Below are 15,163 nucleotides of genomic sequence, written 5' to 3'. Positions count from 1 at the left end.
TTCGTGCGGCGCAAGCGCCGCGGAAACCTGTGCGCACCGGATCGCCCGTGTTCATAGGAGACGCCGTCCAGCCCTGGGGAGCCGAAACGCTGCTGCTTGATCTGTTGCGCCGCGATGCGGCCGATGATGCGGATCAGTCCTGAGGACGCGTCGGGTGGAATCTGCCTGCCGGTGACAGGGTAAAGATATCGCATCCATCCGCTGTGACACCAATCGAGTGTTCGAACTGTGCCGACAGGGATTTGTCGCGCGTTACAGCTGTCCAGTCATCCGCCAGAGTTTTGGTCTCGGGCCTGCCCAGGTTCACCATCGGTTCGATGGTAAAAAACATGCCTTCTTCAAGTACCGCACCGGTCCCGGGGCGTCCGTAGTGCAGCACGTTCGGGGGCGCGTGAAAGACCCGGCCCAGCCCGTGACCGCAGAAATCGCGTACAACGGACATCCGGTGGCTTTCGGCATAGGTCTGGATCGCATGGCCGATGTCACCGAAGGTATTGCCCGGTTTCACCGCTTCGATCCCCAGCATCAGCGCGTCATGGGTCACCTGGATCAGACGTTCGGCCTTGCGTGGCAGTTTGCCCGCCACGTACATGCGGCTTGTATCACCAAACCAGCCATCAACGATCACAGTGACATCAATGTTCAGGATGTCGCCGTCCTTCAGCGTTTTGTCGCCGGGGATACCATGACACACCACGTGATTGACGGAGATGCAGCTCGCATGCTGATAGCCTTTGTATCCGATCGTGGCTGACGTTGCGCCTGCTTCCTCGACCATCTCGGTGATGCGTCGGTCAATGGCGCCTGTGGTCTGACCCACAAAAACATGGTCCGCGATGTCATCGAGAATCCGCGCGGCCAGCGCACCGGCCGCATGCATGCCCGCGAAGTCGCTGGCCTCATAAATGCGTATGCCGTCTTTGGTCTGACGGCCCCGAAGATCTTCGTTCACGTGGGTCTCCATCGTGGTGGTTCGAACCGGCTTTTAGCGTGCCTGCGCGTCAGGCACCAGCCGTGCTCAGAGCTGAAAGGGCAGTGCCGCGCCGACTGTGATGCCTCCGGGCGAGATATTGGTGCCGAAGCAGAGAGTTTCAACGCCCGAAGATGTCGCAGCCTTCCAGGCGTCCAGATAGGTGGGGTCAATGTCCCCGGCCAGTGTCACGTTTTGGGCATCCGTGCGCTGCACCAGGTAGAGCATCACAGCGCGATGGCCGGATAAGGCGACGCGCGCCAGTTCGCCCAGATGTTTCGCCCCGCGGGCGGTCACACTGTCGGGGAATTCCGCAACTCCGCCCGCGCGGCTCAGGGTGACGCTTTTGACTTCGATGTAGACGTCCGGCAGGCCTTCGCCGCTGAGAAGGAAGTCGATGCGGCTGTTTTCTCCGTATTTTACCTCCGGCCTGACGAGTGGCCAGTCGGCAAAAGGAGCCAGTTCGCGCGCCATCAGCGCCGCCTTGAACGCGCGGTTGGGCACGCTGGTGTCAACGCCGGTAAAGTGACCGTTCTCATGATCGACCAGCCGCCAGCCGAATTTCAGCTTCTTTTTCGGATTGTCATTCGGCTCAAGCCAGACGCGGGTGCCGGGTTCGGCAAGGCCCATCATCGAGCCCGGATTTGCACAATGGGCCGTGATTTCGCGCCCGTCAGCTTCGAGCACGCAGTCCGCAAGAAAACGTTTATACCGGCGGGTCAGCCGGGCGGGTACAAGATCGGTTTGAAAGCGCATGATGCCCCGTCTATACCTCTCGGAGGAAGGGACGCAAGGAGGGTGCGCATGGCAAATCCGACGGCTGCAATGCTGGTGATCGGCGACGAAATTCTGTCGGGCCGTACCCGTGATGCGAACATGTACCACCTGGCGGGCAGGCTGACCGAGGCAGGCATCGACCTGCGTGAAGTCCGCGTGGTCAGTGACAATCCCGAAGCGATCATCTGTGCTGTTCAGTCACTCGCCGCCGGGTTCGATCATGTTTTCACCAGCGGTGGCATCGGGCCAACCCATGATGACATCACGGCGGACTGCATTGCCGAAGCGTTCGGGCGGGATATTGATGTGCGCGAAGACGCGCGGCGCCTGCTGGCGGATCATTATGCGCGCACGGGCAAGGAACTGAACGCCGCGCGCCTGCGGATGGCGCGGATTCCCGAAGGCGCGGCACTTATTGAAAACCCGGTGTCAATCGCCCCGGGATTCATCCTTGAGAATGTCTATGTGATGGCAGGTGTCCCGTCGGTTTTTCAGGCGATGGTCGAGACGATGCTGCCGAAACTGGCCGGGGGCGCGCCGCTGATTTCGGAGACCCTGCGGATTGATCAGGGAGAAGGCGATATTGCAGGACCCCTCGGGGTTCTTGCGCAACAGTTTCCTGCCCTGAGCATGGGGTCCTACCCGTTCCAGCAGGACAACGGTGCATACGGCTCAAACGTGGTGATCCGCGGCCAGGACCCGGACATGGTGCGCGCTGCGATGGAACAGCTCTCGGCGGCTTTTCCCGGATGACGCCCGGCGCCGCAGAGTATCTTGCGGCCGTAGACGCGACCTGGCCCGCAGCTGCGATGAAACGGGTCGGACCATGGATGATCCGTGACGGGCAGGGCGGCGGCAAACGCGTGTCCGCGGCAACCGCTGAAACAGAAGTCGCGGGGGATGACATTGCGCTGGCGGAACAGGAGATGCAGGCGCTGGATCAGCCGCCGCTTTTCATGATCCGGGCCGGTGACGATCGCCTTGATATCCTTCTGGCTGCGAAGGGCTATGACGTTGTCGACCCGGTAAGGGTGCTGGCCATGCCGGTGGCCGGTCTGACGGATCAGCCCCTGCCGCCTGTCACAGCCTTTGAGATCCGTGAACCACTGGCGATCATGGCTGAAATCTGGGCTGCGGGTGGGGTCGGCCCGGCCCGGCTGCGGGTGATGGACCGCGCCGGAAACGGTACGGGTATTCTGCTGCGCTGGAATGAAAAACCTGCCGGAACCGGTTTTGTTGCTGTCTGCGGCGATATTGCGATGGTCCACGCGGTTGAAGTCCTGCCCCACCAGCGCCGGCAGGGTGTGGCCGGACGGATCATGCGGGCGGCTGCGTTCTGGGGCGCCCGGCAGGGTGCCCGGCATGTTGCTGTCCTGTGCACTGAGGCCAACGGGCCCGCGAATGCGCTTTATTCCGCGCTGGGCTTTGAGCCGGCAGCGCAGTACCATTACCGCATGAAACCTATGTCAGGAGCCGCCGCTTATGGCTGATACCGACCTGCCTACAGCACTGAACCTGCCTGCGGTTGATCCGTTGCCGGCGCCCACGCAGAAGTACTTTGATGTCTGCATGGAAAAGCTGGGCATGATCCCGAACGTGCTGCGCGCCTATGCCTTTGACATCGAGAAGCTGGACGCTTTCACAGGCATGTACAACAACCTCATGCTGGCGCCTTCCGGACTCAGCAAACTGGAACGGGAAATGATCGCGGTAGTGGTCTCTTCCATTAACCGGTGCTTTTACTGTCTGGTTGCCCACGGCGCGGCGGTGCGCGCAATGTCCGGTGATCCGATGCTGGGCGAAGCGCTGGTGATGAACTACCGGGTTGCACCGCTGAACGCCCGCCACCGGGCGATGCTCGATTTCGCCGCACAAATGACGACGGCGAGCGCTACCGTAGAAGAACAGGACAGGCAGGCCCTGCGTGACGTGGGCTTCACGGACCAGGACATCTGGGACATCGCCAACGTTGCCGGCTTCTTCAATATGACGAACCGTGTTGCCAGCGCGACGGACATGCGTCCGAACGGCGAATACCACGCACAGGCCAGATGAAAGGCACTGCGGCCCCCCTGCGTACGGCGGCGCTGCTGACCTGTACGCTTCTGTTCCCGCAGGCGCTTTCCGCATTTGCGCCGGAGCTGCCGCTCGGTGCGCGCCAGACTGTTGCACGTGACAGCGAACTGGACAGTTTCGACGCGCCTGTCGGACGGTATGCAAACGGGCAACAGCCGTTCGTCACGATTGAGGGTGCCATCACGCGCCGCGCCTGGCGCATCGGGCAGGAGGGTCTGACCCCACTGCAGATCATTGTACCGCTCCGGGAACAGATTGAAGCCGCAGGCTATGAGGTGATTTTTGAATGTGCATCACGCAGCTGTGGTGGCTTCGATTTCCGGTTTTCGACAGAAGTCCTGCCTGGCCCCAACATGTACGTCAATCTTGCGCGGTTCCGCTATCTGACGGCATTTACCGGTCCGCGTGACGCGCCGGAGGGGGCAATCGGCATTCTCGCCAGTGCCACGTCCGCATCTTCCTATGTCCAGATCATCACTGCTGGCACCGGCCCGGAGGCCGAGGCGCTGTTGCCGCAGACTGCAGTTGTCGTACCCGGAACTGCACCTGCCGATGCTGGCACGCCGCCAGAATCAGCCGGAACGCTTCTGGAGCAGGGCCATATGGTTCTGCAGGATCTGAGGTTCGCTACCGGATCGACGGATCTGGGCGATGGAGAATACAACTCGCTGGCCACACTGGCGTCCATTCTGCAGGATAATCCCAGCATGCGCATCGCGCTCGTGGGTCACACGGATACTGTCGGTGGACTTGATCCCAACATCGCCGTGTCACGGGCCCGCGCCCGGTCTGTCCGGCAGCGGCTGATCAGCGCCTACGGGATCGACCCCGCGCGCCTGGAAGCAGAAGGCATGGGCTATCTCGCGCCGATGGCCAGTAACCTTACCGAAGAAGGCCGCCGGCTGAATCGCCGGGTAGAGGCAATTGTTCTGAGCGTGGAATAAAAAAGCCCCCGACGCAAAATGTCATCGGGGGCAGGGTGGTCACCGAGGGAAGGTGGAAATCTGTTCTACCAGTCTGAAGGGCCCTTTTCCGCAAAGGCATGTACAAGGAAGTCGATAAAGGCGCGGACCTTGGGCTGGGTAAACCGCCCGGGCGGGTACACGGCGTAGATGCCCTGAGTTTCCATGGGCAGGTCGGGGATTGCATCCTCAACCAGGCCTTCTTCCATTGCTTCCGCGTAAAGAAAGCTGGGCAGATAGGCGATGCCGAGCCCGGAAATCGCTGCGTTCAGCAGGGACTGGCCGTCGTTGACGCTGAGCCAGCCAGCGGTACGCACCTGGCGCTTTTCGCCCGAAGGTGCGGTCAGTTTCCACACGTTGCCGGAAGACTGGTTGGAATAATGCAGCAGTTTGTGATCGTTCAGATCGTCAATTTTTTCCGGGCGCCCGTATTTCTCGAAATATGCGGGGCTGGCGATCATGCGTTTAGTCGTTTCCGTCAGCTTACGCGCACGTAGCGTGCTGTCTTCCAGCTCGCCGATCCGCACGGCCATATCGAAGCCTTCGGAAATCAGTTCAACATACCGGTTGTTCAGGACCATATTCACGGTGATATCCGGGAAATCAGACAGAAACTCACTCAGAACCGGCGACAGGTGGTTCACACCGAAATCGGTCGCCACGGAAATGCGCAGCAAACCCGATGGTGCGCTCTGCATTGATGTGACCAGCGCATCGGCCTCACCTGCGTCATTCAGAACACGGCGCGCGCGATCATAATATGCCAGCCCGATTTCCGTCGGGCTCACGCGGCGTGTTGTCCGGTTCAGAAGACGGGCGCCAAGGCGCGCTTCCAGAGAAGACACGTGTTTAGAGACGGCGGATTTGGAGATTCCCATCTTTTTGGCCGCATCTGTAAAGCCGCCCTGGTCGACGACCGTTGCGAATGCTTCCATTTCTGTGAGGCGGTCCATTGCCGATCCCTTCAATCTCTGCGTTGAAGGCCTGTATGATCGTGAAATCGGGCAGGATCGGGGCGTATCTGAGACAGTATCGCGGTTTTTGAGAGGATCGTTGAAAACACGGAAACGCTGTAATAACGCGTAAAAAGGGCGAGATCAGACCCGTAAAGATTTAATAAACTTAATATAATGCACTCTCTGGTTGTGGGCATCTCACCAATCCTGACGTTAACCTTTTTGGCAAAACTGTGCCGGATCAGGCGAAGGAGGCAGTGCCTGAAGTCAAAGTGTTGCCGCCAGGCGCGTTCCCTGATCGATAGCGCGTTTGGCGTCCAGCTCCGCTGCGACATCTGCGCCGCCGATCACATGGCAGGGTGTTCCCTGCGCCTCAAGCGCATCTGCAAGGCTCCGCTCGGAAAGCTGGCCGGAACACAGAACGATGGTATCCGCGTCGATCAGCTCTGGGTTTTCCCTTGCTTCACCGCGCGAGATGACCAGACCGCCATCTTCAATGCGTTCGTAGTTCACGCCGCCGATCATCTTCACGTTTTTCATCGCCAGTGCGGCACGGTGGATCCATCCCGTCGTCTTGCCGAGGCGTTTGCCGGGTTTTTCCGCTTTGCGCTGCAACAGAACGATGTCGCGGGCAGGTGCCTCAGGCTGCGGACCTTCAGGTGCCAGCCCCGAGCGGTGTTCCGCAGGATCTGCGACGCCCCATTCGCGCATCCATTCCGGCAGGTTTTCGGTGGGGCTTTCACCCGAGTGCACGAGGTATTCAGCCACATCAAAACCAATCCCGCCGGCGCCAACAATTGCGACCCGCTTACCAACGGGGGCCTTGCCCTGGAGCACATCAATATAGCTCAGAACGTGCGGCGCGTCCTGACCGGGGATGCCCGGGTCACGGGGTACGACGCCGGTCGCAACCACGACCTCATCAAAACCGCTGAGATCAGACGCGCTTACCTCGCGGTTCAGTTCGACCGTGACACCGGCCTCGTCGACCATGGTGCGGTACCAGTCAACGAGCCCATGGAACTCTTCTTTGCCCGGAACCTGACGGGCCATGTTCAGCTGACCACCGATCTGTGCGGCGCGGTCGAACACCGTCACCCGGTGACCACGCTGGGCAGCCGTGATTGCCGTTGAAAGACCGGCAGGTCCGGTACCGACCACAGCGATGTTCTTTGTCTCGCCAGCCGGTTCGATCTGTAGTTCTGTCTCGTAGCAGGCCCGCGGATTGACAAGACAGCTGGAAATTTTACCAGAGAACGTGTGGTCGAGGCAGGCCTGGTTGCAGGCAATGCAGGGTGCGATCTGCGCGCTGTTACCAGTCATGGCTTTGCTCACGAAATCTGCATCCGCCAGCATCGGGCGGGCCATCGACACCATGTCGGCGCAACCGGTTGCCAGAACCTCCTCGGCAACTTCCGGTGTGTTGATCCGGTTGGACGTGATGACCGGGATGCCAACTTTACCCATCAGCTTTTTGGTCACCCAGGCGAAAGCCGCGCGCGGAACCGAGGTTGCAATCGTCGGGATGCGCGCTTCGTGCCAGCCGATGCCGGTGTTGATGATCGTAGCCCCCGCAGCCTCCACCGCCTGCGCCAGTTGCACCACTTCGTCATGGGTGGATCCGTTAGGCACCAGGTCGATCATGGACAGGCGGTAAATCAGGATGAAATCTGTGCCGACCGCTTCGCGCACACGGCGCACCACTTCGACCGGCAGGCGCATACGGTTCTCATAGGAACCGCCCCAGCGGTCGGTGCGTTTGTTGGTGTGTGTGACCAGGAACTGGTTCAGGAAATATCCCTCGGACCCCATGATCTCCACACCGTCGTATCCGGCTTCACGCGCCCGGACAGCACAGGCAACGATGTCGCTGATCTGTTTTTCGATGCCATCCTCGTCCAGTTCGGTCGGTGGAAAGGGCGAAATCGGTGACTTGATGGCAGAGGGAGCCACGCATTTCGGCCCATAGGCATAGCGCCCGGCGTGCAGAATCTGCATCGCAATTTTGCCGCCGGCTTCATGCACGCGGTCCGTGACGATGCGATGGTTTGCAACATCTTCATCTGTGACCATCATGGCCGCGCCGGGCAGGACAGATCCTTCGAGGTTTGGGCCGATCCCGCCGGTGACCATCAGCGCAACCTGTCCACGGGCGCGCGCCGCATAGAATTCAGCAACGCGGTTCCAGTCTTTGGTTTCCTCCAGACCGGTGTGCATCGACCCCATCAGGACGCGGTTTTTCAGCGTGGTGAACCCCAGATCCAGCGGCGCCAGCATATGCGGATAATCGGCCATTCTGAAAACCTCCCTCGTTTTGATTGCGCTCACTTCACATTTTCACATATCGGGTGTCACGTCGAACGCGGCGTCACACGGGCAAAGGAATGAACATGATCAGATGGGCAACTCCGGAGGATGCAGCGCTGCTTGCGGATGTATTCTTCCGCTCGGTGCGCGAAGGCGACAGCCCCTACACCCAAGCGCAGCGCATCGCCTGGATGCCGAAGGCGCCGGAAACCGGGCCCTTTGCGCAACGCCTCGCCCAAAAAGACTGTGTGCTCAAAGAAGTGGCTGGTGAGCCTGTCGGCTTTATGACTGTGGAACCGGGCGGGTATGTTGATCTGGCTTTTATCCTTCCGGGATACCGCGGTCAGGGCATCTTCCGTGCTCTTTATGCGGCGATTGAGGACCGGGCCCGGGATACCGGAGAGCGGCGGCTGCATACCCACGCCAGCCTGATGGCGGAACCTGCCTTTCGGACAGTGGGTTTCCAGGTTATCCAGCATGAAACCGTCGGGCGCGCAGGCGAACTTCTGCGCCGGGCGGAGATGGAGAAAGTGCTGACATGACCCCTGAAGAAATCGCCCGGCTCCCGTACCGCCCCTGTGTTGGTGTGATGCTGATGAATGCCGGTGGTGAGGTCTTTGTCGGCCAGCGTATCGACAGCAGGGTTGCGGCCTGGCAGATGCCACAGGGCGGCATCGACGAGGGCGAACAGGCGCAGGCCGCAGCGCTGCGGGAACTGACCGAAGAGACTGGCGTGAAGGCCGACAAAGTTACTGTTGTCGCTGAAAGCCCCCGGTGGCTGCCTTATGAACTGCCCTATGATCTGGTGCCAAAGCTCTGGAAGGGGCGGTTCCGCGGGCAGCAGCAGAAATGGTTTCTGATGCGGTTCCATGGCTCCGACGCTGACATCCGCATCGAGCAGAAACACCAGGAGTTCTCAGAATGGCGCTGGTTGCCGGTCGCAGATCTGGTCGACAATATCGTTCCGTTCAAACGCGACGTTTACGCCGCCGTTCTTGAAGATTTCCGCGATCATTTCTGAGCGCGGAACATCGGTACATTGGGCCCGTTGTCTTCCGGCAGGACGCCGATGAGGCGTGGATCATTGTCAATTTCAACCTGCTGACGGGTTGGTGTGAAACCGCTGCGACGGTAGAATGACAGCGCCTGCGGGCTGTCGATGGTACAGGTGTGCACGTGAAAACGCCGGATCGGCCGGGACCAGGCGCGCGACACCGCTTCGTTCATCAGGTATCTGCCCGACCCGGTTCCGATCAGCCTGTCGGTCAGCCCGAAATAAGCGAGTTCACATGCCTCCGGCACCCTGAAGTCGAGCTCCAGCAGCGCTTCGTCCGCACCGTCGCGGCGCAGCGTGTAAACCTCAACGTCCGGATCGCCCAGAATTTCCATCAGTTCTGCATCGGTCTTGCGCAGCCGGCCGTACCAGAGCCAGTCCTGCGAGCCGACGCGTTTGAAAATGTCGCGGTACCATTCCGGACCGGGCGTCACACGGTGAAAGGTGACACCCTGCGGCAGTGCCACAGGCCTGGTTGCTGCCGGCTCAGTCATTTCCAGATGGGTGACGATCATCGCCACCTTGCCCGGCGGAATGTCATGAAACCCGTCCGGCAGCATGCTCAGACCAGGCCTTCGGCGCGGAACACGTCCATCATGTCTTTTTGCGGGCGTGGTCCGATATGGCTGATAACTTCCGCAGCACAGGCGTTGCCCATTCGGGCGCAGGTTTCGATGTCGCGCGATGTGGCTAGACCATAAAGAAAACCCGCGGCAAACTGATCGCCGGCACCGGTTGCATCTACAGGCGTGACCTCCTGAACCGGGATGTCATAGCGCTTGCCGTCCGAGATGACCGAAACGCCGTCGCCGGACCGGGTGCAGACGACCAGTGGGCAGATGTCGGCGGTTTTGCCCAGTGCCAGTTCCAGGTCATCGGTTTCAAACAGGGATTTGATCTCGTGCTCGTTCCCGATGACATAGTCGAGATCATGCTCGATCAGCGACAGGAAATCCGCGCGGTGACGTTCAACGCAGAACGGATCTGAGATGGCGATACCGGCCACGCCGTTGCCGGCCTTGGTCGCCCGCGCTGCTTCGCGGAAAGCAGTTTTGCCCGCGTCATGGTCAAAGAGATATCCCTCAAGGAACATGATCTGTGTGTTCCCGGAGACTTCGACCGGCACATCGTCAGACGTCAGACCGGTGGAGATGCCGAGGTAGGTATTGAGCGACCGTTCACCGTCGGGCGTGACAAAGATCATACAGCGGGACGTCGGCGTTTCCCCGTCCACGACCGGCGGATTGACGAAATCAATCCCGTTGTCTGTCATGGCGCTGGCGTAGAATTTCCCGAGGGCGTCATCGCGGACCCGTCCGATAAAAGCTGTCTGCAGACCAAGCGCGCCGACACCTGCAACCGTATTGGCTACAGCGCCACCCGGTGTCTGCAGGCGGTCTGACATGGAGCCATAAAGCGCTTCTGACCGGTCGCGCTCCACGAGCTGCATAATGCCCTTTTCGATTCCCATATGGTCGAGAAAGCTGTCATCGGCGTGGCTGATCACATCGACAACCGCGTTGCCGATCCCCACGAGCTTGTATTGTTTCATTCGGTTTTGTCCTCAAATGAGCAGAGATCACGGATGACGCAGGTCGGGCACTGCGGCTTGCGCGCTTTGCAGTGGTAGCGCCCGTGCAGGATCATCCAGTGGTGTGCGTGCAGCTGAAAATCAGCCGGTATGTTGTCTTCGATGGCGCGCTCAACCGCTTCGACAGTTTTGCCGGGCGCAATGCCGGACCGGTTCCCGAGCCGGAAGATGTGGGTGTCGACCGCCTGTGCAGGCTGCTGCCACCACATGTTCAGCACCACATTTGCCGTCTTGCGCCCGACACCCGGCAGACCCTGCAGCGCGGCGCGGCTGTTGGGCACGACACCGCCGTAGTCATCGACCAGAATCTGGCTGAGCTTCATGACATTCTTGGCCTTTTGCCGGTAAAGCCCGATGGTTTTGATGTGTTCAGTCAGCCCCTCAAGGCCAAGCGCCAGCATCTTTTCCGGCGTGTCCGCGATCTGAAACAGTTTTCGCGTCGCTTTATTGACCCCGGCATCCGTGGCCTGAGCGCTGAGCGCAACTGCCACGACCAGTGTGTAGACGTTCACATGTTCCAGCTCCCCTTTCGGGGCCGGGTCTCCCTCCTGAAAGCGGGTGAAAATCTCGCGGATCGTATGATAGCCGAGTTGTTTTGCCATGGTGCTGCGTTATGCGGGGAATTGCCCGGCGGGGCAAGCGCAACGCCGGCGCGATAACTAAAACCAAAGACAAATGTCAGGTTTTTTGTGATGTGCCTGTGCGCCCGGCTCTGGCAGAATGCGCAGACTCACCCAGACGGAGCCAACATGACTTTTTCGGAGCGTTTTTTCTGCGCACCTGAGGCGCTAATTTTTGATCCCGAACGGCGCACTCTGACACTTGAGGGCTCCGTTTCCGGTCCATTTGATATGCCGGTGGATCTGTCCGTGGGCGCAACCGCGCAATCGGCGGATGCTGTGTGGCAGGTACCCTTCGACGGTCATACGTCCCTGAGGGCAGGTGACGGATCGGGTCTGACGCTGTTCCGTGTACTGCGGAACGAAAAGACAGTGGCGTTTCTGTGCCCTGTTGCGATGGCGCGCGGGACGCCATTTGAGGTTGTCAGTGGCCGGAACCCGGTGACTGACCACGCACTGGCGGACGATATGGCCGGGGCCGTGGCGCACCTTGGTCCGGGCACAATGGTTGAGACTGAGGACGGTGAAATTCCCGTTGAATGGCTCGAAACCTCTGACCGGGTTCTTACGCGTGATAACGGTTTTCAGCCAATCCTCTGGATCGGCAGACGCCGTGTTGATCCCGGCGTTATGCGCCGGAACGCCGGATGCGGCTTGCTGTGCATTCCGGCCGGCACGCTTGGACCTGACCTGCCAACACATGATCTTCGGGTGACCGGTGGCCTGCGGTTTCGTCTGGAGCCCGACGGGGTTCTGGCTCCGTCACAGGCGCTTGCGGACAATGGTCTCGCCGTCACGCTGCGGCCGCCACGCCGTACAACCCTGACAACGATCCTGTGCGCGTCGCATGAACTGATCCTGGCTGAAGGTACCTGGGTCGAGACCATGCACGCCTCGCCCGCGACGATCCCCCTGTTGCCACCGGAGATACAGCAGGCTCTTGGGCCGGACGGGCATGGCAGCCGCACTGTGCTGCCCTGGGTCCGGCGTCACGAAGCGGCGAAAAGAATCGCAGAGACGCTGCCGCGCCAAACGATGCTTGATCAAACCGCCTAATCCGCAGGTTTCGGGTCGAAACGCCGGTTCAGAGCCCTTATTCTGGATGCATGACACAGCACAGCCAGATACCGGACACGCCTGAAACGGCTTACCACTACCAGGTGATCCGTCGCGCAATCGAGATGATCGACAGCGCCGAGGAAAACGTCTCTCTTGAGAGCATCGCCGCCGACATGGGCATGAGCCCCGCGCATTTTCAGCGCGTTTTCTCAAGGTGGGTCGGCGTTTCGCCCAAGCGGTATCAGCAGTATCTGATGCTGGGACACGCGAAATCTCTGCTGGCTGACCGGTTCACAACGCTTGAGGTGTCGCAGTCAGTGGGTCTGTCCGGTTCGGGCAGGCTGCACGATCTTTTTCTGCGCTGGGAGGCCATGAGCCCGGGCGACTATGCCCGCAAAGGCGATGGGTTGACCATCTTCTGGGGCTGGTTCGAAAGCCCGTTCGGAGCTGCAATCGTTATGGGGACGGAAAAAGGCATATGCGGCATCGGATTTGCAGCAGAAATGGGCAGTGAAGCCGCGTTCGAAGACCTGGTAGGCCGCTGGCCCCGGGCGGAATTCAGGGAGGATCCCATGATGCTGCGTCCCTGGGTATTGCAGGCCTTCGGGGCCGGCGACGGCACACTGGATACAGCACCCCTTTTTCTGATCGGTGCCCCTTTCCAGATCAAAGTATGGGAAGCGCTGCTGAGTATCCCGTCGGGCCAGGTCACAACCTATTCCGAGATCGCCCGCGTTGTGGGAGCGCCGCGCGCTGTGCGTGCCGTTGGCACTGCCGTTGGCCGAAACCCGATCAGCTGGCTGATCCCCTGCCACCGGGCGCTTCGGAAATCCGGTGGCCTGGGCGGATATCACTGGGGCCTTCCCATGAAACGGGCCATGCTGGCGATGGAAACGGTCCACGCCGAACACTGAAACGTGACAGTGGCGGGTTTCTGCCTGGCGGAAATTCCCCTTTGTTTGCGGCGGAACCACGCCCATATATAGTGCGTTCTTACAACGACGCCTCGCCCGAACGGGGCTGCAACCATTGAAGGCAGTACGAATATGACACGTTTAAAAACCCCGGCAGCTCTCGCCCTTGCGGGCACACTTGCACTGGCTGCGTGCACTGATCCCGGCCAGATCGGCGCTGGTTCCAGCAATCCCAAGACACAGCAGGGCGCACTGATCGGCGCGGGCGTTGGCGCCATCGCGGGTCAGATTGTCGGCGGCGATACGGAGGCGACCCTTCTGGGTGCCGCCCTAGGTGCCGCAGTGGGCGGCGCGGCCGGTTACAACCTTGATAAGCAGGAAGCGGAGCTGCGCAGGCAGCTCGACAGCGGCGTTTCGATCACCAACACCGGCGACCGGCTGATCGTTTCCATGCCACAGGACCTGCTGTTTGCCACAGACAGCTTTGCCGTGCGCCCGGACCTGCAGAACGATCTCTATGCCGTTGCCGACAGCCTGCAGCAATACCCGCAATCCACGATCCAGGTCGTCGGGCACACCGACAGTGACGGCGATGCAGGGTACAACCAGCAGCTGTCAGAACGGCGCGCAAGTTCCGTTGCATCCGTACTTCTGAATGCAGGCGTCCCCGGCCAGCGGATTCAGACGGTCGGGCGTGGTGAGACGCAACCTGTTGCGAGCAACCTGAACGCGTCAGGCAAAGCTCAGAACCGCAGGGTCGAGATTGTCATTCTGCCGACACCGGCTGCCTGACAATAGCAAGCAAACAACACTCGGGGGCCATGCGGAAACGCGTGGCCCCTTGCTTTTGCCCAGTGCCGTTCCACCTTTTCTGGCTGAGTGGTGATCAACGGATGAGAAAATGACTGATATCAGAGTGCTGGGTATTTCCGGCTCGCTCCGGGCGGATTCCGCAAACACAAAGCTGGTCCGAGAAGCAGCGCGTCTGTTCGGCGACTGCAATTTCGAAATGGGGGACATTGATCTGCCGCTCTATGACGGCGATGCCGAGGCCGCGAAGGGTATTCCGGCGGAGGTGCAGATGCTGTCCGATATGATCGGTGTGGCGGATGCCGTGATCATTTCGACGCCTGAATACAACAAGGGACCCTCTGGTGCGCTCAAGAATGCGCTCGACTGGGTCAGCAGAACAGATGGTAAGCCCTGGGCGGGAAAACCAGTCGCTGTGATGTCAGCTGCGGCAGGGCGCGCTGGCGGAGAACGCGCGCAGATGGTGCTGCGCGGTTTTATGGTCCCGTTTCGCCCGCGCATTCTGCAGGGACCTGAAATCCATCTGGCGGATTGTGCAAATCAGTTTGACGCTGACGGACGCCTGACCGGCGAAACCTATGTGCGCGAACTGACCACGCTGATGCAGGCGCTGGCCGCCGAAATCAGCCGCTAGTCTGCCGGTACAGATACCTCGATCAGATTGCCGTCAGGATCGCGCAGATAGACCGACCGGATCGGCCCTGTGGCACCGGAGCGGTCTACCGGGCCGTCCACGATATCAACCTGATGCACGGCCAGATGCTCAAGCCATTCGTCCAGCGGGGCATCCGTCAGAAAACACAGATCCGCTGTCCCGGGGTGCGCGTGTGCCGCCTTCGGTTCAAATTCGCGGCCTTTCTGGTGCAGGTTGATCTTATTCTGGCCAAAGGTCAGCGCCCAGCGGCGTGAGCCGTCTGCTGCATCAAACTGACGCCCGCGCATGCCAAGCACCTGGGTATAAAATCTGACGGATTCCGGAATGCTGGCGACGGTCAGCACGAGATGGTCGAAGGTCCTGACACGGCATTGAAATTCGCTCTGGCTCATGGCACCTGTTTCGCAGGAAA

Annotated in this window: 18 protein-coding genes; 10 read left to right on the top strand and 8 right to left on the bottom strand. The window is 60.4% G+C overall.

Going from position 1 to position 15,163, the window contains the following annotated elements; genetic code table 11:
• Positions 1 to 133: 133 nt before the first annotated feature.
• Positions 134 to 964, bottom strand: coding sequence for a type I methionyl aminopeptidase (gene map / locus AB4K19_RS15530; RefSeq protein WP_375229199.1), 831 nt, complete (start codon positions 962 to 964; stop codon positions 134 to 136).
• A gap of 54 nt (positions 965 to 1,018) precedes the next feature.
• Entirely contained in the window at positions 1,019 to 1,726 is a 708-nt protein-coding gene (gene sfsA, locus AB4K19_RS15525) for a DNA/RNA nuclease SfsA (protein ID WP_375229198.1), read from the bottom strand.
• A gap of 48 nt (positions 1,727 to 1,774) precedes the next feature.
• Here sfsA and AB4K19_RS15520 point away from each other — a divergent pair, with 48 nt between their 5' ends.
• The 4 genes from AB4K19_RS15520 to AB4K19_RS15505 are packed head-to-tail and all read left to right on the top strand — an operon-like array spanning position 1,775 to position 4,767.
• The gene (locus AB4K19_RS15520) at positions 1,775 to 2,500 is read left to right on the top strand and encodes a competence/damage-inducible protein A (RefSeq protein ID WP_375229197.1); all 726 of its coding nucleotides are present in this window, start codon (positions 1,775 to 1,777) and stop codon (positions 2,498 to 2,500) included.
• A complete protein-coding gene (locus tag AB4K19_RS15515) occupies positions 2,497 to 3,237 on the top strand; it encodes a GNAT family N-acetyltransferase (protein ID WP_375229196.1) in 741 nt (246 codons plus the stop codon). The genes AB4K19_RS15520 and AB4K19_RS15515 overlap by 4 nt, the downstream gene beginning before the upstream one ends.
• Positions 3,230 to 3,802 carry a peroxidase-related enzyme gene (locus AB4K19_RS15510; RefSeq protein ID WP_375229195.1) on the top strand — a complete coding sequence of 191 codons (573 nt, stop codon included), beginning with the start codon at positions 3,230 to 3,232 and terminating at the stop codon, positions 3,800 to 3,802. Before AB4K19_RS15515 ends, AB4K19_RS15510 begins: the two co-directional genes overlap by 8 nt.
• The gene (locus AB4K19_RS15505; protein ID WP_436398261.1) at positions 3,799 to 4,767 is read left to right on the top strand and encodes an OmpA family protein; all 969 of its coding nucleotides are present in this window, start codon (positions 3,799 to 3,801) and stop codon (positions 4,765 to 4,767) included. Before AB4K19_RS15510 ends, AB4K19_RS15505 begins: the two co-directional genes overlap by 4 nt.
• Positions 4,768 to 4,832: 65 nt before the next feature.
• Here AB4K19_RS15505 and AB4K19_RS15500 read toward each other — a convergent pair whose 3' ends face one another.
• The gene (locus AB4K19_RS15500) at positions 4,833 to 5,738 is read right to left on the bottom strand and encodes a LysR family transcriptional regulator (RefSeq protein ID WP_375229193.1); all 906 of its coding nucleotides are present in this window, start codon (positions 5,736 to 5,738) and stop codon (positions 4,833 to 4,835) included.
• Between the two features lie 270 nt (positions 5,739 to 6,008).
• Complete coding sequence (locus AB4K19_RS15495) at positions 6,009 to 8,036, bottom strand: FAD-dependent oxidoreductase (RefSeq protein ID WP_375229192.1); 2,028 nt, start codon at positions 8,034 to 8,036, stop codon at positions 6,009 to 6,011.
• Positions 8,037 to 8,131: 95 nt separating this feature from the next.
• Here AB4K19_RS15495 and AB4K19_RS15490 point away from each other — a divergent pair, with 95 nt between their 5' ends.
• Positions 8,132 to 8,590, top strand: a complete 459-nt coding sequence (locus AB4K19_RS15490) for a GNAT family N-acetyltransferase (RefSeq protein WP_375229191.1) — start codon at positions 8,132 to 8,134, stop codon at positions 8,588 to 8,590.
• Complete coding sequence (locus AB4K19_RS15485) at positions 8,587 to 9,069, top strand: RNA pyrophosphohydrolase (protein ID WP_375229190.1); 483 nt, start codon at positions 8,587 to 8,589, stop codon at positions 9,067 to 9,069. The genes AB4K19_RS15490 and AB4K19_RS15485 overlap by 4 nt, the downstream gene beginning before the upstream one ends.
• On the opposite strand, the gene AB4K19_RS15480 is transcribed toward AB4K19_RS15485, so the two are convergent.
• Genes AB4K19_RS15480 through nth form a run of 3 tightly spaced genes read right to left on the bottom strand, consistent with a single transcriptional unit; the run spans position 9,060 to position 11,295 of the window.
• Positions 9,060 to 9,662 carry a GNAT family N-acetyltransferase gene (locus AB4K19_RS15480; protein WP_436398258.1) on the bottom strand — a complete coding sequence of 201 codons (603 nt, stop codon included), beginning with the start codon at positions 9,660 to 9,662 and terminating at the stop codon, positions 9,060 to 9,062. The genes AB4K19_RS15485 and AB4K19_RS15480 overlap by 10 nt on opposite strands.
• A gap of 2 nt (positions 9,663 to 9,664) precedes the next feature.
• Positions 9,665 to 10,654, bottom strand: a complete 990-nt coding sequence (locus tag AB4K19_RS15475) for an adenosine kinase (protein ID WP_436398257.1) — start codon at positions 10,652 to 10,654, stop codon at positions 9,665 to 9,667.
• The gene (gene nth, locus AB4K19_RS15470) at positions 10,651 to 11,295 is read right to left on the bottom strand and encodes an endonuclease III (RefSeq protein ID WP_375229189.1); all 645 of its coding nucleotides are present in this window, start codon (positions 11,293 to 11,295) and stop codon (positions 10,651 to 10,653) included. Before nth ends, AB4K19_RS15475 begins: the two co-directional genes overlap by 4 nt.
• A gap of 147 nt (positions 11,296 to 11,442) precedes the next feature.
• Between nth and AB4K19_RS15465 the strand changes: the two genes are divergently transcribed.
• The 4 genes from AB4K19_RS15465 (at position 11,443) to AB4K19_RS15450 (ending at position 14,730) form a co-directional block, all read left to right on the top strand.
• Positions 11,443 to 12,369 carry a Hint domain-containing protein gene (locus AB4K19_RS15465; RefSeq protein ID WP_375229188.1) on the top strand — a complete coding sequence of 309 codons (927 nt, stop codon included), beginning with the start codon at positions 11,443 to 11,445 and terminating at the stop codon, positions 12,367 to 12,369.
• A gap of 50 nt (positions 12,370 to 12,419) precedes the next feature.
• Positions 12,420 to 13,286, top strand: coding sequence for a methylated-DNA--[protein]-cysteine S-methyltransferase (locus AB4K19_RS15460; protein ID WP_375229187.1), 867 nt, complete (start codon positions 12,420 to 12,422; stop codon positions 13,284 to 13,286).
• 132 nt (positions 13,287 to 13,418) lie between these two features.
• Positions 13,419 to 14,078 carry an OmpA family protein gene (locus tag AB4K19_RS15455; RefSeq protein WP_375229186.1) on the top strand — a complete coding sequence of 220 codons (660 nt, stop codon included), beginning with the start codon at positions 13,419 to 13,421 and terminating at the stop codon, positions 14,076 to 14,078.
• Positions 14,079 to 14,187: 109 nt separating this feature from the next.
• Positions 14,188 to 14,730, top strand: a complete 543-nt coding sequence (locus AB4K19_RS15450) for an NADPH-dependent FMN reductase (protein WP_375229185.1) — start codon at positions 14,188 to 14,190, stop codon at positions 14,728 to 14,730.
• Here AB4K19_RS15450 and AB4K19_RS15445 read toward each other — a convergent pair.
• A complete protein-coding gene (locus AB4K19_RS15445; RefSeq protein ID WP_375229184.1) occupies positions 14,727 to 15,143 on the bottom strand; it encodes a VOC family protein in 417 nt (138 codons plus the stop codon). The genes AB4K19_RS15450 and AB4K19_RS15445 overlap by 4 nt on opposite strands.
• Positions 15,144 to 15,163 lie beyond the last annotated feature (20 nt).

The sequence above is a fragment of the Roseobacter phycocola genome, assembly GCF_042055075.2.
GTDB lineage: Bacteria > Pseudomonadota > Alphaproteobacteria > Rhodobacterales > Rhodobacteraceae > Roseobacter.
This window is presented reverse-complemented; position numbering and strand designations above follow the sequence as displayed.